25 protein-coding genes are annotated in these 18,852 nt (G+C 58.8%); 10 read left to right on the forward strand and 15 right to left on the reverse strand.

Annotated features, from left to right (window positions below; all coding sequences use genetic code 11):
- Positions 1-58: 58 nt before the first annotated feature.
- Entirely contained in the window at positions 59-1,117 is a 1,059-nt protein-coding gene (locus tag ACA073_RS00545; RefSeq protein ID WP_497400820.1) for a PA0069 family radical SAM protein, read from the reverse strand.
- A 232-nt stretch (positions 1,118-1,349) separates the two neighbouring features.
- Between ACA073_RS00545 and ACA073_RS00550 the strand changes: the two genes are divergently transcribed.
- Together ACA073_RS00550 and ACA073_RS00555 are read left to right on the forward strand one after the other, a co-directional pair.
- Entirely contained in the window at positions 1,350-1,655 is a 306-nt protein-coding gene (locus tag ACA073_RS00550; protein WP_497400822.1) for a hypothetical protein, read from the forward strand.
- A 205-nt stretch (positions 1,656-1,860) separates the two neighbouring features.
- Positions 1,861-2,502 (forward strand): phosphatase domain-containing protein, encoded by a 642-nt coding sequence (locus tag ACA073_RS00555; protein ID WP_497400824.1) that lies wholly within the window; start codon positions 1,861-1,863, stop codon positions 2,500-2,502.
- 44 nt (positions 2,503-2,546) lie between these two features.
- On the opposite strand, the gene ACA073_RS00560 is transcribed toward ACA073_RS00555, so the two are convergent.
- Positions 2,547-2,831, reverse strand: coding sequence for a YheV family putative zinc ribbon protein (locus ACA073_RS00560; protein WP_497400826.1), 285 nt, complete (start codon positions 2,829-2,831; stop codon positions 2,547-2,549).
- Positions 2,828-4,879, reverse strand: a complete 2,052-nt coding sequence (gene prlC, locus ACA073_RS00565; RefSeq protein ID WP_497400828.1) for an oligopeptidase A — start codon at positions 4,877-4,879, stop codon at positions 2,828-2,830. The genes ACA073_RS00560 and prlC overlap by 4 nt, the downstream gene beginning before the upstream one ends.
- An 89-nt stretch (positions 4,880-4,968) precedes the next feature.
- Here prlC and ACA073_RS00570 point away from each other — a divergent pair, with 89 nt between their 5' ends.
- Both ACA073_RS00570 and ACA073_RS00575 read left to right on the forward strand, forming a co-directional pair.
- The gene (locus ACA073_RS00570; protein WP_497400830.1) at positions 4,969-5,514 is read left to right on the forward strand and encodes a gamma carbonic anhydrase family protein; all 546 of its coding nucleotides are present in this window, start codon (positions 4,969-4,971) and stop codon (positions 5,512-5,514) included.
- Positions 5,515-5,556: 42 nt separating this feature from the next.
- Complete coding sequence (locus ACA073_RS00575) at positions 5,557-6,207, forward strand: HAD family hydrolase (protein ID WP_497400832.1); 651 nt, start codon at positions 5,557-5,559, stop codon at positions 6,205-6,207.
- A 93-nt stretch (positions 6,208-6,300) separates the two neighbouring features.
- On the opposite strand, the gene ACA073_RS00580 is transcribed toward ACA073_RS00575, so the two are convergent.
- Positions 6,301-7,392 carry an aminopeptidase gene (locus ACA073_RS00580; RefSeq protein WP_497400834.1) on the reverse strand — a complete coding sequence of 364 codons (1,092 nt, stop codon included), beginning with the start codon at positions 7,390-7,392 and terminating at the stop codon, positions 6,301-6,303.
- A gap of 60 nt (positions 7,393-7,452) precedes the next feature.
- Here ACA073_RS00580 and ACA073_RS00585 point away from each other — a divergent pair, with 60 nt between their 5' ends.
- Positions 7,453-7,875, forward strand: a complete 423-nt coding sequence (locus ACA073_RS00585; RefSeq protein WP_497400836.1) for a PA0061/PA0062 family lipoprotein — start codon at positions 7,453-7,455, stop codon at positions 7,873-7,875.
- A 41-nt stretch (positions 7,876-7,916) separates the two neighbouring features.
- Positions 7,917-8,339: a PA0061/PA0062 family lipoprotein gene (locus ACA073_RS00590; RefSeq protein ID WP_497400838.1), complete on the forward strand. Its 423-nt coding sequence runs from the start codon at positions 7,917-7,919 to the stop codon at positions 8,337-8,339.
- A 6-nt stretch (positions 8,340-8,345) separates the two neighbouring features.
- Here ACA073_RS00590 and ACA073_RS00595 read toward each other — a convergent pair whose 3' ends face one another.
- Both ACA073_RS00595 and ACA073_RS00600 read right to left on the reverse strand, forming a co-directional pair.
- Positions 8,346-8,579, reverse strand: a complete 234-nt coding sequence (locus ACA073_RS00595; protein ID WP_497400840.1) for a DUF1161 domain-containing protein — start codon at positions 8,577-8,579, stop codon at positions 8,346-8,348.
- Positions 8,580-8,767: 188 nt separating this feature from the next.
- Positions 8,768-9,199, reverse strand: coding sequence for an OsmC family protein (locus ACA073_RS00600; protein WP_008152515.1), 432 nt, complete (start codon positions 9,197-9,199; stop codon positions 8,768-8,770).
- A 244-nt stretch (positions 9,200-9,443) separates the two neighbouring features.
- On the opposite strand from ACA073_RS00600, the gene ACA073_RS00605 reads away from it, so the two are divergent.
- Positions 9,444-10,445, forward strand: coding sequence for an LLM class flavin-dependent oxidoreductase (locus ACA073_RS00605; RefSeq protein WP_497400842.1), 1,002 nt, complete (start codon positions 9,444-9,446; stop codon positions 10,443-10,445).
- 199 nt (positions 10,446-10,644) lie between these two features.
- On the opposite strand, the gene ACA073_RS00610 is transcribed toward ACA073_RS00605, so the two are convergent.
- Positions 10,645-10,866 (reverse strand): DUF1161 domain-containing protein, encoded by a 222-nt coding sequence (locus tag ACA073_RS00610; RefSeq protein WP_497400844.1) that lies wholly within the window; start codon positions 10,864-10,866, stop codon positions 10,645-10,647.
- Positions 10,867-10,988: 122 nt separating this feature from the next.
- Positions 10,989-11,204, reverse strand: a complete 216-nt coding sequence (locus tag ACA073_RS00615; protein WP_461952441.1) for a dodecin — start codon at positions 11,202-11,204, stop codon at positions 10,989-10,991.
- A gap of 158 nt (positions 11,205-11,362) precedes the next feature.
- Between ACA073_RS00615 and ACA073_RS00620 the strand changes: the two genes are divergently transcribed.
- Positions 11,363-11,689, forward strand: a complete 327-nt coding sequence (locus tag ACA073_RS00620) for an ElaB/YgaM/YqjD family protein (RefSeq protein ID WP_497400845.1) — start codon at positions 11,363-11,365, stop codon at positions 11,687-11,689.
- Here the strand turns inward: ACA073_RS00620 and ACA073_RS00625 are convergent.
- Positions 11,686-12,579, reverse strand: a complete 894-nt coding sequence (locus ACA073_RS00625) for a LysR family transcriptional regulator (protein ID WP_497400847.1) — start codon at positions 12,577-12,579, stop codon at positions 11,686-11,688. The two genes, ACA073_RS00620 and ACA073_RS00625, sit on opposite strands and share 4 nt — an antisense overlap.
- Before the next feature lie 111 nt (positions 12,580-12,690).
- Here ACA073_RS00625 and trpB point away from each other — a divergent pair, with 111 nt between their 5' ends.
- Positions 12,691-13,911, forward strand: a complete 1,221-nt coding sequence (trpB, locus tag ACA073_RS00630) for a tryptophan synthase subunit beta (RefSeq protein WP_497400848.1) — start codon at positions 12,691-12,693, stop codon at positions 13,909-13,911.
- Positions 13,911-14,723, forward strand: coding sequence for a tryptophan synthase subunit alpha (gene trpA / locus ACA073_RS00635; protein WP_497400849.1), 813 nt, complete (start codon positions 13,911-13,913; stop codon positions 14,721-14,723). Before trpB ends, trpA begins: the two co-directional genes overlap by 1 nt.
- A gap of 244 nt (positions 14,724-14,967) precedes the next feature.
- On the opposite strand, the gene ACA073_RS00640 is transcribed toward trpA, so the two are convergent.
- The 6 genes from ACA073_RS00640 to ACA073_RS00665 all read right to left on the reverse strand — a co-directional run bounded on the left by ACA073_RS00640 (position 14,968) and on the right by ACA073_RS00665 (position 18,833).
- A complete protein-coding gene (locus ACA073_RS00640; RefSeq protein WP_497400851.1) occupies positions 14,968-16,929 on the reverse strand; it encodes a DUF7844 domain-containing protein in 1,962 nt (653 codons plus the stop codon).
- Entirely contained in the window at positions 16,926-17,246 is a 321-nt protein-coding gene (locus tag ACA073_RS00645) for a DUF2388 domain-containing protein (RefSeq protein WP_497400853.1), read from the reverse strand. Before ACA073_RS00645 ends, ACA073_RS00640 begins: the two co-directional genes overlap by 4 nt.
- 27 nt (positions 17,247-17,273) lie before the next feature.
- Positions 17,274-17,582, reverse strand: coding sequence for a DUF2388 domain-containing protein (locus ACA073_RS00650; RefSeq protein WP_497400855.1), 309 nt, complete (start codon positions 17,580-17,582; stop codon positions 17,274-17,276).
- Positions 17,583-17,688: 106 nt separating this feature from the next.
- A complete protein-coding gene (locus tag ACA073_RS00655) occupies positions 17,689-18,006 on the reverse strand; it encodes a DUF2388 domain-containing protein (protein ID WP_214380073.1) in 318 nt (105 codons plus the stop codon).
- A 144-nt stretch (positions 18,007-18,150) separates the two neighbouring features.
- A complete protein-coding gene (locus ACA073_RS00660; protein ID WP_497400857.1) occupies positions 18,151-18,360 on the reverse strand; it encodes a DUF1127 domain-containing protein in 210 nt (69 codons plus the stop codon).
- A gap of 257 nt (positions 18,361-18,617) precedes the next feature.
- The gene (locus tag ACA073_RS00665; RefSeq protein WP_007947887.1) at positions 18,618-18,833 is read right to left on the reverse strand and encodes a DUF1127 domain-containing protein; all 216 of its coding nucleotides are present in this window, start codon (positions 18,831-18,833) and stop codon (positions 18,618-18,620) included.
- Between the last annotated feature and the right edge of the window lie 19 nt (positions 18,834-18,852).

Here is an 18,852-nt window from a genome sequence, read left to right on the forward strand (position 1 = left end):
TTGTGACCGGCCTAAATATACCGCACGTTTCCTACTTCTCAACATAGGCCCATTGTCCTCAAATCAACGACATCTGGCGACCCGGAGGACAGAAGGCGTCGCAGTCCAGATTGAAACCTTCCCGGCGATTGAGCCCCAGGCGTTTGATGGTTTTGGCAAACCGTTGCGCCAGCAGGTCGGCAAATGGACCTTCGCCACGCATCCGGCTGCCAAACCGACTGTCGTAGAGCTCACCGCCGCGGCTCTGGCGGATCAGGCTCAACACATGAGCGGCACGTTGCGGATAGTGGGCCGCCAGCCACTCCTCGAACAACGGCGCCACTTCCAGTGGCAAGCGCAGCATCATGTAGGCCGCACTTTGCGCGCCGGCCGCTTGCGCCTCGGTCAGCAGGCTTTCGAGCTCGCTATCGTTGATCATCGGAATCATCGGCGAACACAGCACACCCACCGGAATCCCGGCTTCACGCATCACACGGATCGCCCGTAGACGGGCCTTGGGCGCTGCGGCACGCGGTTCGAGGATGCGTTTGAGTTCATCGTCCAGGGTGGTGAGGCTGATCATCACCGCCACCAGCCGTTGTTCCGCGAGTTCGGCCAACAGGTCCAGGTCACGCAGAATCAGCGAGCCCTTGGTGATGATCGTCACCGGATGACGATAACGCAGCAGCACTTCCAGGGTTTTGCGGGTGATCTTGTGTTCGCGTTCGATGGGCTGGTACGGATCGGTGTTGGAGCCCAGGTTGATCGGTGCGCATTGATAGCCGCGTTTGGACAGCTGTTCCTCCAGCACGTCGGCGGCATTGGTCTTGGCAATCAGTTTTGTTTCGAAATCCAGCCCGGGTGACATGTCCCAATAAGCGTGGCTGGGCCGTGCATAGCAATAGATGCAGCCGTGCTCGCAGCCGCGGTAGGGATTGATCGAACGATCGAAGGGCAGGTCCGGCGAGTTGTTGCGGGTGATGATGGTTTTCGCGGTCTCGATGCGCACCTCGGTGCCCTGGGTCATCGGCGCTTCCTGATACCAGCCATCGTCCTCCGCCACCGAGCGGTTCGGGGCGAAGCGGTTGTGCGGGTTGGTGGCGGTGCCGCGGCCGCGGGGTGGCAAGGGAGTGCTCATCGATCAATACTCGTGGCTGTATGTTCATACAGTATCGGAGGTCGGGCGAACCGGCCAGTGCCGTTCGGCGCTCTGGTGGGGGATGCCTGCTTTTTTGACGATGGATTAATCGGAACGTGCAACTTTGCGCAATGCCGGGAAACATATAACGGTTAGCCTGAAAGTAAATCATGTAAGTACTATTCGCGGCACACGAAGTCTTCGTGAATTACTCATTAAAAGGAATTAATAAATGTCGTTCTTTAATCAGCGCGGTATCTTTCTACAATTGTTGGCTCCCAGTATTACCAACCCGCGAGAGGCGCAAGTTTCCATGCAACTTGCTCGCAAAGAGGCGGGTTGGGACCCCGTAAACCAAGAGCCGACGGAGGCACTTGTGGACTCCGTCTACGTGACCGCGATCTCGGATGATGGAGGCCGTTCCTTCAGCATCAAAGCAGTCAATAGCGATGTGGACGGTGACGGCGATATCGATAATGATGACAAGGAAAAGCTGCTGGCTTTGGCAAAAGCTTATTCCAGTATCGTCAATCCGTAAGTCTGTTTGTCAACTAAGCCTGTGTGGATATTCATGCAGGTTTAGTTGTGAGTGGTGAGCCGAATCAGCCGTCGTAGATATTGTTGAATAGCACAAATTCAAAGGGCGCTGATTCACGATTCTTTGACAGAGGGCTCACGGAGCTTTGACTGTTCAACGCTCAATCTGGCGTCGTCACCCCCGCCTCTCAATACGGTCGCCGAGCATGTTCCCACGCCTTATCCCTGCGATGTGTCTGTCGCTGGTTGCGCTGTTCAACCTGACGTTCGCTCACGCTGACGAGACGGTCGTGCCTCGTCCTGCGCAGTGGGCTCAACCGGTCGAGGTTCAGTACAACCTTTTCCAGATGTCCCCGACCCTCTACCGCAGCGCATTACCCGACCGCGGAGCCGTCCCCCTGCTGGCACAACTCAAGGTCGCAACGGTGATCAGCTTCCTGCCCGAGTCCGATTCAAGCTGGCTGGCCACACCCGGTATCGAACAGGTTCAACTGCCCTACCGCACCAATCACGTGGATGATGCGCAAGTTCTCACGGCCCTTCGTGCCATTCAGAGCGCCGAAGCCAAAGGCCCGGTGCTGATGCACTGCAAACACGGCTCGGACCGCACCGGCCTGATGGCCGCCATGTACCGGGTAGTCGTGCAGGGATGGAGCAAGGAAGACGCCCTGAGCGAGATGACTCAAGGTGGCTTTGGTGACAGCACCCACTTCAGGGACGGTGTTCGTTACATGATGCAGGCCGATGCCGACAAACTGCGCACTGCGCTGGTCAACGGGGAGTGCAGCACGAGCCCTTTCGCCGCGTGCTCGATGAAAAGCTGGTTCAAATCAGCCCATGTCGAGTAACAGCACCTTCCACAGCATTGCGCTGCGGAAGGTGATTGCTGCACTTAGTGTTCGTCAGGCTTTTTCTTCAGCTTCGGGTTCGGGAAAAACTGTACGGCCTGAACCTTGGCGTCCGGCACCTTCAGCGCAGAGGTATTGACCCGCGTACCCAATTCCTTGGGTACGGACAGGCCTTGTTCATTCAACGTGTCCGAATACCCGCAGGCCACGCACTCGCGGTGCGGGACGTCGTCTTCGTTCCACATCATCAACTTGTCCGGCTCGCTGCACGCCGGGCAGACCGCCCCGGCGATGAAGCGTTTTTTCGTCTTCACAGGCCCCTCACTCATGCTGCTGCGTCCTCACTCAAGCCGCTGTGGCGCAAGAGTGCGTCAATCGACGGGGCACGGCCACGGAAGTCGACGAACAGCACCATCGGCTCCTGAGAACCGCCGCGCGCCAGGATCGCTTCGCGGAATGCGCGACCGGTTTCGGCATTGAGCACGCCGTCCTCTTCGAACTTCGAAAACGCGTCGGCGGACAGCACTTCTGCCCATTTGTAGCTGTAGTAACCCGCGGCGTAACCACCGGCGAAAATGTGCGCGAAGCTGTTCGGGAAGCGGTTGTAAGCCGGCGGGCGCATGACCGAGACCTCGTCGCGCACGCCTTCGAGCACTTGCAGCACGCTGCGGCCATCGCCGTGGGTGGCATGCAGTTCGAAGTCGAACAACGAGAATTCCAGCTGACGAACCATCATCAGGCCGGACTGGAAGTTCTTCGCCGCGAGCATTTTTTCCAGCAGATCCTGGGGCAGTGGCTCACCGGTTTCGTAATGACCGGAGATCAGCGCCAGACCTTCCGGCTCCCAGCACCAGTTTTCCATGAACTGACTTGGCAGCTCGACCGCATCCCAGGCCACGCCGTTGATGCCGGATACGCCAGCGTGTTCGACGCGGGTCAGCAGGTGATGCAGGCCGTGACCGAATTCGTGGAACAGGGTGGTCACTTCGTCGTGAGTCAGCAGCGCAGGCTTGCCGCTGTCGGCCGGGGTGAAATTGCACACCAGATTGGCCACCGGGTTTTGCAGCGAGCCTTCAGCGGTGCGACGACGGTCGCGGGCGCCGTCCATCCAGGCGCCGCCGCGCTTATTGGCGCGGGCATAAAGGTCGAAGAAGAAGCGGCCGACGTGCTGGCCGTTTTCCCTGATCTCGAACAGGCGAACGTCCGGGTGCCAGGTGTCGAAACCCTTTTGTTCGGCGATCTCGATGCCGTACAGACGTTGAACGATGGCGAACAGACCGCTCAACACTTTATCGATCGGGAAGTAGGCGCGCAGGGCTTCCTGGGCAACGCTGTAACGTTGTTCGCGGAGTTTTTCACCGTAGAAACCGCTGTCCCAGCTTTGCAGGTCCGGGCAGCCTTGTTCGGCGGCGTAGGCCTTGAGCTGTGCCAGATCCTGGGCGGCGAACGGCTTGCTGCGCTTGGCCAGATCGCGCAGGAAACTCAGTACCTGATCGCTGGATTCAGCCATTTTGGTGGCCAGGCTCAGCTCCGAGAAACTGCCGAAGCCGAGCAGCTTGGCGAGCTCCTGACGCAGATCGAGGATGTCTTCCATCACCGGGCCGTTATCGTTCTGACCGGCATTCGGACCTTGGTCCGACGCGCGGGTGCAGTAGGCGGCGTAGACTTCTTCGCGCAAGGCACGATCGTGGGCGTAGGTCATCACCGCGTAGTAGCTCGGGAATTCCAGGGTGATCAGGAAGCCTTCCAGACCCTTGGCCTGCGCGGCGGCGGCCATTTGCGCCTTGGCCGAATCGGTCAGGCCGGCGAGGGTGGCTTCGTCGGTAACGTGCTTGGTCCAGGCTTGAGTGGCGTCGAGCAACTGGTTGGAGAAGCGGCTGCCCAGCTCCGACAATTTGCTCTGCACTTCGGCGTAACGTTTTTGCTCGGCTTCAGACAGGTCGATACCCGACAGACGGAAGTCACGCAGGGCGTGTTCCAGGATAGTTTTCTGCGCCACATCGAAACCGGCAGCTTCCGGGCTATTGGACAGGGCTTCGAAGGCCTCGAACAATTCGCGGTTCTGACCCAGTTCGGTGGAGTAGGCGCTCAAGGCAGGCAAGCAGGACTCGTAGGCTTCGCGCAATTCGGCGCTGTTGCACACGGCATTCAGGTGGCTGACCGGGCTCCAGGCAGCGCCCAGACGATCGTTGAGTTCGTCCATCGCCAGCACCAGGCCGGCCCAGGTCGGTTGTTTGCCCTGGGTTTTGAGGATCTCGATAATCGCGGCGCGGTTGTCAGCCAGGATCTGTTCAATGGCCGGCTGCACGTGTTCGGCACGGATCGCCGAGAACGGCGGCAGGTCGTAGGACTGCAGAAGAGGGTTGTTCACGCTCACGGTTGGCACCTTGGCTGGAAGAAACATGCGGCCATCTTAATTACAATCGACGCTCACCGCAGCTATCGGCAACAGAGAGAAACCCTATCGTGACCCTTCGCAAGTATCAGAACCACACGCCACTGCTGGGCAAAGGCGCTTTTGTCGACAGCTCGGCGGTGGTGATCGGCGACGTCGAAATCGGCGATGACAGCTCCGTCTGGCCGTTGACGGTGATCCGCGGCGACATGCACCGCATCCGTATTGGCGTGCGCACCAGCGTTCAGGATGGTTGTGTGCTGCACATCACCCATGCCGGGCCGTTCAACCCCGATGGCTTTCCGTTACTGATCGGCGACGATGTGACCATCGCGCATAAAGTCATGCTTCATGGGTGCAGCGTGGGCAGCCGGGTGCTGATCGGCATGGGCAGCATCGTCATGGACGGCGCGGTGGTCGAAGACGATGTGATCATCGGCGCCGGCAGCCTGGTGCCGCCAGGCAAACGCCTGGCAAGCGGCTTTCTGTATGTCGGCAGCCCGGTGAAACAGATCCGCCCGCTGACTGACAAGGAACAAGCCTTTTTCACCTACAGTGCGGCGAATTACGTGAAGCTCAAGGATCTGCATCTGGCTGAAGGCTACGACCAGCTCTAAGCCTTTGGTAACGGAAAGCGTCGCACTTGCTCAGGAATTTTCATGCATTACCAGACTGTTTTGTTCGACCTAGATGGCACCCTGACCGACCCGCGCGAGGGCATCACCCGCTCGATCCAGTTCGCCCTGAGCAAACTGGGGATCGATGAACCCGACCTGACCAAACTCGAACACTTTATCGGCCCGCCGTTGTTGCAGGCGTTCATGCAGTTTTACGACTTCGACGAACCCAAAGCCTGGGAGGCGGTGAACTTCTATCGCGAGCGCTTCAAGGTCACCGGCCTGTATGAAAACCGCGTGTTCGATGGCGTTACACCGCTGCTGGAAACCCTCGGCGGGCAAGGGCGTCAGCTATACATCGCGACCTCCAAGCCGTGGATCTTCGCCCGGGAAATCGCCCGGCACTTCGACTTTGCCAAACACTTCAACGTCATTTACGGCAGCGAACTGGATGGCACACGGACCAACAAGGTCGAGCTGATTGCCCACCTGATGGCCGAAGAAAACCTGGACCCGGCCAACACCCTGATGATTGGCGACCGCAAACACGACCTGATCGGCGCGCGCAGTAACGGACTGGATGCGGCGGCGGTGGGTTATGGTTTTGGCAGCCGGGAAGAGCTGAGCGCAGAAGCGCCGACGTATCACTTTGAAACGCTGGATGAGATGCATCAGGCGTTTTTGCAGCGCTAGTTGAATCGCCTTCGCGAGCAAGCCCGCTCCCACAGGGATTTCTGTATACCGCAAATCCAATGTGGGAGCGGGCTTGCCCGCGAAGAGGCCCGTTCAATCGCCGATAATTTTCGATTCCGCCAACGCTTTCAAAGCCGCTTTTCGCTCACCCACCGGTAACGCGCCAAGCTTTTCTACCGCCGCATAAAACGCCACCCAATCCCCGCCCTCCTGTCTGAACAACGCCGCAAACGCTGGCACCCATTGGTCATACAACCCAAACGGCAACAACCGGGCATTGTTCATCGGGGCGTTGATCCAGGTGTCATAGCGTTTGTCTCCGGCCCATTGGCTGTCGCGTAACTGTCGGTATTCAACTCGTAGCCGCTCGAACTCAGCGGCTTTGCGTTGCCTCATCTGCCCGGTTGGTAGCGGCTGAACGTAAAGCCGTTCAAGCCGCGTGCGGGTGTCCAAAACCAACTGAATAAACTGATCCCGCCGCTGCGCCTGAGCGCCATTGTCCGGCGCCAATCCGCGATGCGCACGCCACTGCCGAGTGCCTTCCTGCTCCACGAATGTGGCAAAAGACTCGTTGAATTCGGTGTCGTCCTTCACATAAATGCGCTGGTGCGCCAGCTCATGGAAGATCAAGGTGGCCAACCGCTCATCTCCCCAACCTATCATCGAACTGATGATCGGATCGTTGAACCAGCCGAGCGTCGAATAAGCCTCGACACCGCCGATCGACACGTCCATACCTTGCAATCGCAGCAATGCTGCTTCGCCACGGGCCGCGCTCTGGCTGTAATAGCCGCGGTAGGCCACGCAACCGGCGACGGGGAAACAATGGTTTTGCGGCGTGAGGGAAAATTCCGGCGTGGCGAACACGTTCCAGACTACGAACGGTCGGCCAATGTCAGCGTACAGACGGTAGCTCTGGTTATCCGGCAGATGCAGCTCCTGGCTGGCGAAGGTTCGCGCCTGCTGTGACTTGGCCAGATGCGCACGCAGCTTCTGATCGCGAGCAGGATCGGCAATCACGTCGGAAACCGGTTCCCGAGCCCGCAGCAATTGCAGCTGACCACTGGCCAATTGGCCGTAATAGCTGACGCTGGCGCAACCATGGAGCAACAAAAACAACACACCCGGAAACAAAACGCGCAAAACGCGATCAAGTAATCCAAGGCTTGGAAGCGGCCTGATCAAAATAAAATCATCCCTGGAGAGTCTGCCCGCAAGACTATCCCGCCTGACTGGAGCTCCGCTATGCGCAAGATGATGCTGACGGGAGGCCTGTTGATGCTGACAGGCTGTGCAGGATTCGGATTACCCCACCACGACCCGTCTCAAGCGTGGATCGATCTCGATTCGCAGCAGGAAGACACCGCGCTGCAAGCGCTGGAAGTCGATGACAAGGCCTCCACCGACAAGCGCTATTTCGAGGTTCAGCCCGGTAGCCATGAGTTGACGGTGCGTTATCAGTTCCCGGTCGAGCCGAGCAACATCGGGCCCGCCGCCGCGCCGCTGTGGCGTGATTGCCAACTGAATGTGAAATTCAACAGCTTCAACGCGGGTGAGAAATATCAGCTGCAAGCAGGGAATATCGGTTTTCGGCCGTGGGCCAAGCTCTATGATCAACAGCGAAAAGTGATAGGCCGGGGCACACCGGCAGGCTGCCAACGCACCTGATCGGCGTTATGCTGAATGACCCAATCCTCGGGACATTCATCATGCGCAGGTTGTTGCTATTGCTCGCGGCAGGCGCGTTCGCCGGTTGCCAAAGCCCGTTACCGGCGGTCAATCCACAGATGGCCTGGGTCGAATTTTCGACGCCATTCCCCAACGATAAGTTGCTGATGGCGGAACGACTGGACAACCAGCGATTGCGCGATGGGCGTTTTTTCCAGGTGACGCCCGGCAGTCATGAGCTGATCGTTCGATTCGACTTTGAAGTGCCCGGCGGCGGGGGCTTGGGTGTAATGAACGGTCCCTCGGAACGGTTGTGCTACCTGACCATCAACTACGATCATTTCGAAGCAGGCCAGCGTTATGTGCTGGAAGGCCGTTCGATAGCGTTCACTCCCGGCGCTCGGTTGTACAACGCCAAACGGGAAATCGTCGCTGAAGACCGAGAGTCCTATTGCCTCATGTGAGGCGGATCAGCGGTCGTTCTTCTGGTAGATGATTTTTTTTGTGCCGTTTTCGCACGAGCCCACGACCATGTTCTGATCATGTACTTCGTCGTTGGTGACGATTTCCAGGGTGTAGGACGAGACGTTATTGGCCTGAATCTTGGCTTCGATCTCGGCCTTGAGTTCTTCACAGGATTTCGGTGCCGCGAGGGCCGATGTGGCCAGCGCGCAACAGATAACCGCAAAGGCAAACCGTTTCATGGTTGAAGCTCCGTCGAGGCAGCACGCATGTTGATGCGTTTACGCTGCTGTCATTTATTCGACCACAGTTTCGCCAGTCGGGTTTTGTTTGCGCACAAAAAAGATCGCAGCCTGCGGCAGCTCCTACAGCGGTTGAGTCAATCTGTAGGAGCTGCCGAAGGCTGCGATCTTTTGTTTTCAACACAAATCTAGCTGACCAGTGTGGCATCCAGACTGATCTTCGCATTCAGCACTTTCGACACCGGGCAGCCTTCTTTGGCTTTGTTGCTCAGCTCCTCGAACTGCGCCTGAGTCGCCCCAGGGATTTTTGCCTTGAGGATCAATTTCACCGCAGTGATCGCGAACCCGCCGTCCACCTGGTCCAGTGTGACCTCGGCATTGGTATCGATGCTGTCAGCCTTGAGACCGGCGTCCCCGAGAATCATTGAGAACGCCATGGAGAAACAGCCCGCGTGGGCCGCGCCGATCAGCTCTTCCGGATTGGTACCTTTACCGCCTTCGAAACGGGCCTTGAAACCGTAGGGCGCTTCTCTGAGAACACCGGTTTCCGTGGAAATCGAGCCGATGCCGGTCTTCAGATCACCTTCCCAATGCGCCGATGCTTTCTTGGTAATAGCCATGTCTGCCTCCTCAGGATCCGGCGCGAAGTGTCGCGCCTTCGTGGTTTTCGGTTGCTAGGGTTCTGAGGATAGACGGAGGTGCAAAGTTCACCTGATCTGATTTAGTCCTACCGTTTTCGTAGGTTTTTTTGCCCTCGCTATTGAAACTCGGGTATATGCCCTCATTGCATGAAACACGCTTATGGATTCGGCAGGTTTTCGTTTACAAGAAAAAACCTGCGCCCTCAATTGGAGAAGCAGGTTTATGAAACGACTGTCCGATATCAAGTTCTCGACCCTTGATCTGGTGCCCGTGCGCGAGAACGGCAGCGCAGCCCAGTCGCTGCGTAACTCTCTGGACCTGGCGCAACACGTCGAAAAATTCGGCTACAACCGTTTCTGGGTCGCCGAGCACCACAACATGGACGGCATCGCCAGTTCGGCGACCTCGGTGTTGCTTGGCTATCTGGCCGGCGGCACGTCCACCATTCGGGTCGGATCGGGTGGCGTGATGTTGCCCAACCACGCGCCGTTGGTGATCGCCGAGCAGTTCGGCACCCTCGAAAGCCTTTACCCGGGCCGGATCGATCTGGGCCTTGGACGCGCCCCCGGTTCTGATCAGATGACCGCCCGCGCCCTGCGCCGTGAGCGCTCCGGCAGCGCCGACGATTTCCCTGAAGATGTGGCGGAGCTGGTGCGCTACCTCGGCCCACGCACGCCGGACCAACGGATCATCGCGATGCCGGGCACCGGCACCAATGTTCCGGTCTGGTTGCTGGGTTCGAGCCTGTTCAGTGCGCAACTGGCGGGTGAGCGCGGTTTGCCCTACGCCTTCGCTTCCCATTTCGCACCGCGTTTTATGCATGAGGCGATTCGCGTCTATCGCAATCACTTCAAGCCTTCAGCGGTATTGGATAAGCCTTACGTGATGCTTGGCGTTCCGCTGGTAGCGGCTGACACCGACGAGCAGGCCGAATATCTGGCAACGTCGGTTTATCAGCGCATCCTCGCGTTGATGCGTGGCCAAAGCCTGGTGCAACGTCCGCCGGTGAAAACAATGGATGGCCTGTGGCTGCCCCATGAGAAAGACGCGGTCCATGATTTCCTGGGGTTGGCGATGGTCGGCAGCCCGCAGAAAATCCGCGCCAAGCTGGAGGTGTTGATCGAGCAGACCCAGGCAGACGAACTGATTTTTACCTGCGACCTGTATGAACATGCCGATCGCGTGCACTCCTATGAGCTGCTGGCGCAGGTCATGAAAGGCTGACGCTGAGTTACACCGCATTTCTGTAGGAGCGAGCTTGCTCGCGAAAAACTCAAGGCCGCCACGGGGCATTTGTTTTTACGCGTTTTCGTTCACGACCATCGTCGGAACGCCGCCCGGAGCAAGCTCGCTCCTACAATTATTTGCGCGCACAAAAAAGCCGACGCCATGCGTCGGCTTTTTGATTTGCGCAGGACCCCGCCTACTTCGTGTAGACGATTACCTTGGTGCCCTTTTCACAGGTGCCGACGACTTTCCCGCCAGCAGCAGCGCCTTTATCCACGATCTCCAGCGAATAACCAGCAACGCCCTTGGCATCGAGTTTCGCTGCGATTTCGGCTTTCAGTTCTTCACACGACTTGCCGTCAGCAAACGCTGTGCCCGCAAGGCTCAACAAACCTACCGCCAACATAAACTTCTTCATCGGTCGCATTCCCTGGTCGGATCAAAGGGAGCATCCAGCCATCCGCCGGATGCACTCATGTAGCGCTTTGCCATTCCCTATGGCACTCGGCCAGCGCGCAAGTTCAGAAGACTAGCTCAAACTCAGCTGCTGGCAATCCGGAACCCGACTTTGAGCGTCACCTGGAAGTGTGCAGCCTTGCCATCCTTTATGTGCCCGCGGGTTTCGGTCACTTCGAACCATTCCATGTACTTGATGCTCTTGTTGGCTTCGGCCAGCGCGTTGTTGATGGCGTCTTCAATGCTGCTGGTGGATGAGCCGACAAGCTCGACTTTCTTATAAGTGTGATGGTCAGTCATGGGCGTTCTCCTCGGGGTGTGAAATACAGCCTAGCAGTGATTTTTCGTCTTACTTCTGTCGGCCTGTCCGACGCAGAAGTTCAGATTTACTGCACTTTCTCGAACCCCTGAAGTCCCAACCAACACACGCCACTCATCACCAGTGCAGGAGAGCCACCATGGCCAACACCTCTTTACGTAAAGCCTCATTGCAAAGCATGGAAGCCGAGATCGAGAGTCTGCTGAAGTCTTTGGAAAACCTGAAGGACGACACTTCGGACGAGTCGCGTAAAACCCTCAAGGCCTTGAAAATCAACGCCGAGAGCGCGCTGAAACATTCGCGTCATCTGCTCAGCGATGCGTACGAAGAAGTCAAAGTCAAAACCCGTGAAACCGGGATTGCCACTCGGGACTACGCCCAGGAACACCCTTGGACTACAGCCGGTGTTGCTGTCGGGGCGCTGGGTCTGCTTGCGGCTTACCTGCTGTTCAAACGCGGTGACTAATCCGTCTGGCGCAGCTCGTTTTTGAGCCACTGCGCCAGTTGCCGAGCGCGCCCGTCCGCGGCGCGCTTGGGGAGCCACAATGCCAGTTGCGCCGGGGTTTCACTGAAGCCCCACGGTGCGACCAGGCGACCGGCTTTCAAGTCCTCGGCCACCAGCGGTTCAGGGGCAATCGCCACACCCAGCCCGGCCACCGCTGCTTCCAGCAAATAATACAAATGCTCGAAACCCTGCCCGTACTTCAACGCATTGGCGTCGAGGCCGCTTTGCTGCGCCCAGCTTGGCCAGGCCTGCGGACGTGAGGTAGTGTGCAACAACGGCTCGTTCAACAGGGCATTTTCCCGAGCTGTTTTGAGCCGTTCGTAACCGGTGAAGCGGGGGCTCATGACCGGACCGATGCGTTCGCTGGCCAATTCGTAGACCTGCATGTCCGCTGGCCATGGCGGCTCGGCAAACACCAGTAACGCGTCCAGCCCCGGACGACGAGGATCGAGATCGCCTTCTCCGGCCGACAGGTGCAGGCGCAGGTCCGGCAAGTCCGCATTCAACCGGCCCAGACGTGGAATGAACCAGCGCGCCAGCAGACTCCCCGAGCAACCGAGCACGAACGGTGCGTCGGCAGTGCTTTGTGTCAATTCGGCACAGACTGTGCGCAATCGTTCGAACGCTTCACCGCTGGCGTCGCGTAATCGCACGCCGGCATCTGTGAGTTTAAGGCCGCGTCCATCCTTGATGAACAGACTCACGCCGAGATGTTCTTCGAGCACTTTCAGTTGCCGGCTGACCGCGCCATGAGTGACGTGCAGCTGTTCGGCGGCCTGACTGACGCTATTCAAGCGGGCAGTGGCTTCGAAGGCACGAAGGGCATTCAGCGGAGGAAGGTCATGACTCATGGGATCTGTGAGTTTTCCTGACAGGTTGCGGCGATCTTATCGGTTTTCAGCTCAAGGCGTCAGGGGTAGAGTTAAGCCCATTGTCATTTCACGCATACACCGGAGCGACCCATGACCCAGACTAATCTGCGCAACGGCCCCGACGCCAACGGCCTGTTTGGCGCGTTCGGTGGCCGTTACGTCGCCGAAACCCTGATGCCGTTGATCCTCGATCTGGCCCGTGAATACGAAACGGCCAAGGAAGATCCGGCGTTCAAAGAAGAATTGGCCTACTTCCAGCGCGACTACGTCGGACGTCCGAGCCCGCTGTATTACGCCGAACGTCTGACCGAGTTCTGCGGCGGCGCGAAGATTTATCTGAAGCGTGAAGAGCTGAACCACACCGGCGCGCACAAGATCAACAACTGCATTGGCCAGATCCTGCTGGCTCGGCGCATGGGCAAGAAACGCATCATCGCCGAGACCGGCGCCGGCATGCACGGCGTGGCGACCGCCACCGTCGCCGCGCGTTTTGGCCTCGACTGCGTGATCTACATGGGCACCACCGACATCGAGCGTCAGCAAGCCAACGTATTCCGCATGAAGCTGCTGGGCGCCGAAGTGATCCCGGTGGTCGCCGGCACCGGCACCTTGAAAGATGCGATGAACGAAGCCCTGCGTGACTGGGTGACCAACGTCGACAGCACTTTCTACTTGATCGGCACCGTGGCCGGCCCGCACCCTTATCCGGCGATGGTTCGCGACTTCCAGGCCGTCATCGGCAAGGAAACCCGCGACCAGTTGCAAGCCCAGGAAGGCCGTCTGCCCGACAGCCTGGTGGCGTGCATCGGTGGCGGTTCCAACGCCATGGGCCTGTTCCATCCGTTCCTTGACGACAAAAGCGTCGAGATCATCGGTGTTGAAGCAGCCGGTCACGGCATCGAAACCGGCAAGCACGCCGCCAGCCTGAACGGCGGCGTACCGGGTGTGTTGCACGGTAACCGGACCTTCCTGCTGCAGGACGACGACGGCCAGATCATCGACGCTCACTCGATCTCCGCCGGTCTCGATTATCCTGGCATCGGCCCGGAACACGCCTGGTTGCATGACATCGGTCGCGTTCAATACACCTCGGTGACCGACGACGAAGCCCTCGACGCATTCCATAAATGCTGCCGTCTGGAAGGGATTATTCCTGCATTGGAAAGCGCCCACGCCCTGGCCGAAGTGTTCAAACGCGCACCGAGCCTGCCGAAAGATCACCTGATGGTGGTCAACCTGTCCGGCCGTGGCGACAAAGACATGCAAACCGTGATGCACCACATGGAACAATCCCAGCAGGAGAAACACTGATGAGCCGCCTGCAAACGCGTTTTGCCGAACTCAAGGAACAAAACCGCGCCGCCCTGGTGACCTTCGTCACCGCCGGCGACCCGAGCTATGACACTTCGCTGGCGATCCTCAAAGGCTTGCCCGGTGCTGGCGCCGACGTGATCGAGCTGGGCATGCCCTTCACCGATCCAATGGCCGACGGCCCGGCGATCCAGCTGGCCAACATCCGCGCACTGGGTGCCAAACAGAACCTGACGAAAACCCTGCAAATGGTTCGTGAGTTCCGCGAAGGCAATAGCGAAACGCCGCTGGTGCTGATGGGTTACTTCAACCCGATCCACATGTACGGCGTGCCCCGCTTTATCGCCGACGCCAAAGAGGCCGGCGTGGATGGTCTGATCGTGGTCGACCTGCCGCCCGAGCATAACGGCGAACTGTGCGACCCCGCCCAGGCTGCCGGTCTGGACTTCATCCGTCTGACCACCCCGACAACCGATGATGTGCGCCTGCCGACGGTTCTGAACGGCAGCTCCGGTTTCGTTTACTACGTGTCTGTTGCCGGTGTGACCGGTGCCGGCGCGGCGACGCTGGAGCACGTTGAAGAGGCGGTTGCGCGTCTGCGTCGCCACACCGATCTGCCGATCAGCATCGGTTTCGGTATTCGCACGCCGGAGCAAGCGGCGGCTATCGCGCGTCTGGCCGACGGTGTGGTGGTGGGGTCGGCGTTGATCGATCACATCGCCAACGCCTCGACGCCGGATCAGGCGGTTGATGGCGTATTGAGTCTCTGCGCGGCGCTGGCCGATGGCGTGCGCCAGGCCCGCGTCAGCTGAAGGTAAAGTTCCTGATACAGAGGAATCAGAGCCTCGCGGCAAAGACTAGACAGCAAGACCGAGGGCTCCAGGACTACGTTCTGAAGCCCTTTTTGCTGTAGGTGCCGTGAGGACTTTGACGTGATGAAGTTGTAGGAGCGAGCTCGCTCGCGATGGACTCGAGATCGCCGCGTTTAGCCGGGAAGCACGCGTTATCGTTAAGGACCATCGCTGGCAAGCCAGCTCCTACAGGGGGCTGCATTCACTACGGCAATTCCAACCCGCCCGCCGCTTTATGCAATTTGCGCAAATGCTCGCCAATCTGCTTCAGGTTGGCTTCATTGGCGGCCATCTCCGCTGCACGGCTCGGCTCGAGCAACGCTCTCACTTCCTTGTCCAGATCACCGGTCAATGCCTGAAGCTGCTTCTGCCGCAGGCTGCTTTCCGATTCCAGGCGTTGCCATTCGCTGGGTTGCGGCAATCCATAACCGCCGGTGCCGAGCAGCTCTGCCGGCCGGCTGAGGAAGCCGCTGTTGGCGAGAATCTGCTGCAACGTCGCGTTGGCCTTGTCCATGCCGCCGTTCTTCAATTCCCGAGCGCCGAGATAGCGTTGCTTCACTTCGTCTTGCGCCAGCACCAGTTGTTGTCGGAAAGCTGCCTGCTCCAGTAGCAGCAAAGCCGCGCTGGTGCGTAAGTCAGCCTGATCAATCCATTTGCGACGTTCTTCAGCCTTCAATGCCAGCCAGTCTTCGACCTTGTCCTGTTTGATCGGCAAGTGCTTCTTCAGCACTTCGAACATCGCTTGATAGCGATCGCGGAAGGAGTCGAAGCGGTAGCCCAGGCGCAGTGCTTCGCGAGGATCATCCAGCACGCTGGTATCCGCCAGTCCGCGTCCCTTGAGTACTTCCAGCAAGCCGTTGGGCATGATGTTGTCCAGCCCGACCAGTTTCGCGTTGTTGGTGCCGCTGCGTAGCAACTTCAAACCTTCCACTGCGCAGTTGTTGGACAGGAAGAAGTAATTGCCGTCGTAGCTCCAGTGCATCTCGGCGGCGTGTTCCACCACGTCTTCAATCTCGTTGCGCGACAAATTCAGCGGCACCGAGGCGAGGCTGCGCAGTTCGGTCTTGGTGTACTCGTCGATCACTTGGGCCAGTGGCAGGACGAACAGGCGCGACGGGTATTTGCCGACCAGTCCATCCCAGCTCGACAGCTGTACGTCACCGACGAAGGCGCGATAAGACAACACCAGGTGTTGATCCAGATCCAGCCGGCAATCCGGCCCGCGTGGTCGGCCGGGAGCACAAATCACCAGGCGCAACATGCTGTGGCCCCAGCGGCTGACCCAGTTCTGGTTGGCTTCGGCCAGCAGATAATCCACGGCATACACCCGTTCCGGATCGACCTGACCCAAGGGCTGTTTGGCGAAGTCATTGCCGGCGTTGAGGAAGGCGAAGGATTTGCCGCAGGTGTCTTTGGCGGCGGGTGCCCAGCCGAAATGTTCTTTGTAGTAGCGGTACAGCGCAGGGCGGCGACAGGCGTAGCTCGGGTCGAGGAGGAAATACTCCATGTTGACCGCGACGAACTCTTTGGGACTGCTCGTTTCGTAGATGTCCGGGCTGCGCGCGATCTGTCGGTTGTGCTGTTCGCGTTCGCCGCGACGGCCGACGTATTGCGGCCAGCCAGCGAGGTCGAGCAGGCGCGGGTCATCACTGAGGGTAAAGCGTCGGGAGGATTGGCCACGGCATTCATCCGGAATGCCGATTAGCCCTGAACTGTTATTACGCCGGGTGCAGCGCTGGATCAACGCGCGCTCGGTGGCTGCCCAGAGACGCGAGCGGTCATAAATGTGGGTCAGTTCGTGCAGCACCGTGGACAGCATTTCACGGCGGACGGTGCCGTGGGGGCGATAAGTCTTTTTGGTTGCAGCGCTGCCGTCGGTGAGGCTGGCAAGCAGGTTGCGATTGAGATCGAGCTCGGACACCAACGACGCCTGGCCGTAGGCGTTGCTCGGCATGTCATCGGTCCAGCCGACGTCAATGCGCCGGTCGAGTTGCTCGATGAACCGCGGCGGCAACGCCTGCATGGCTTCATCAAGCAGCGCCTGACTGGCTTGCTGTTGCGCGGGACTTAACCCTTCGGTCTTGAGCCGTAATTGCAGGCCGGCCTGGGCCGTATTGCCGAGTAGCAATACGACCCCGGCCAATAGCCAGGCACCTAGCGACCTCACAGTGCGAGGATGGCTTCGGCGAGTACCTGATCACTGGCGTCCCGAGCTTCCGGTACGCGGGTGCGCAATGTGTTGAGGGCGGCTTCCAGGTGCGCACCACGAATCTCGCCATCGCTGGCGACGAAACTGGCTGCATCGTCATGGGCTTCACGAACGATTTTCGAATCACGGATAGACGTGGTGGTGTCGGACGTGAAATTGAGTGTGCGTTGGGTGGCGTTGATGATCATGTTACTGGTGGCAACCAGGGTGTGCGCCTGGGCCAGATCGGCCAATAACATAAGGCCAAGGGTGGCGACAATCAGTGGGCTACGCATGGAACGACTCCGGACGAACGAGGATAACTATTGGACGAGAATAGCCTGCGCCAGTTCAAGATCGCTTGCATGAAGTTTTGGTTGGGCCCGACGCAGGTAAACCAGCGCGGATTCCAGCTGTGCTCCGCGCAATTGTCCGTCGCTGGCAATGAATGACGCGGCGTCATCCCGGGCGGCCAGCAGCAGCTTACGGTCGAAGGGGGCGGAGGTCACCATGCTTGTGGCGTAGCCAGTGGCCACGAGACCCTGTGTCGTCAGGTCAAAGGCATGGGCCGAGCCAGCCCAGCAGGCCGCCATGAAAACCGGTGTAATTAATAAATGTGCAGGAAAACGCATGGGACTCGACAGTTGAAGGCGAGTCCCAAGGCTAGCGCAACGCCCGGTCTAGAGCCAGCGCGAAACATTGGGACACGTTTGGCGTGTCCCAGAAGGAGATGACGTTTTAGATCGTCAGAATAGCTTGAGCCAGTTGAGCGTCCGTTGCGTTCAACCCTGGCACCTGATGACGAATGTGGTCGAGCGCGCTTTCGAGTTTCACGCCACGAATGGCGCCTTCGCTGGCGACGAAGCTGGCGGCGTCGTCACGGGCGGCGCGGACGATTTTGTCATCGCGAAAGGACGACGTGACATCGGAAGTCGCGTCGGACGTTGCCTTGAGTGCACCGACGACGGCATCGGTGGTCACGATGAAGCTGGTGGCGTGGGAATTGGCAGCCACGGCAAGCAGGGCTGCAGCGCTGAGCAGACGAAGACGGGACATGGTGTAACTCCTTTGGGTGAGCCGATTGAGAGGTGGCGCGGTATCTGTTGAGTCAGACGCCAGTCGCGCAGTCATCGCCACGTTCTGACTTGATATTAGGCCTGTAGTTCTTGGTTCGCACAGTCCCGTCCGTTCAAGTGGAGGTCAGCGCCAGAAAGGTTTATCCAGTTCCCTGACACGATCGGCATGACTGATGCCCAGGTCCGAAAGCTGCCTACCGTCGAGTTGCGCCAGTAAACGCCGGGTTCTGGCCCTTTCGAGGCTGTCGGCGAGGCCTCTGAGCAATCTTCGAAGCCAGGTAAACCGAGACTTGAATTGCGGGGTCGTAGCGGCAAGATCCAGTAGGCGATTCATGGTGCAGTCCTTTTGCTGGCAGATCGGGATTTCATGATGATCCCGCCCGACACCCTGTGACAGACACACTCCATTGAAATTGTACTGGTTCAGTTTGGATTATTTATTGACTGTACCTGTTGCCGGTTGTGGCTATTGTTTAGCGAATTTCACCACCCTAAAACGACAAAACCCGTCGTGGTTTCCCACGACGGGTTTTGTTTGTTCAATTCGAGTGCTGGCGGTTGACCCTGCAGGTCAGAGCCAGCGACGCTAACTTAGCGCCAGAACGGCTTGCTCAGCTCTTCGTAGCGTTGTGCTTCGCTAATCCCGGCGTCAGCCAGCAGACGCGAATCCAGACGAGCCAGTTGATGGCGGCTGGAGATGCGGCGCTGCCACAGCATCAGGTTGGCAATAACGCGAAGAGGCATGGAAGCCTGGGTTTTTGCAGCGGTATCTTCGAAGAACAGGTCGGAACTGAGTGTACGTTCCATGGTTGACATCCTTCCGCTT

This window comes from Pseudomonas sp. LBUM1670, from assembly GCF_059695695.1.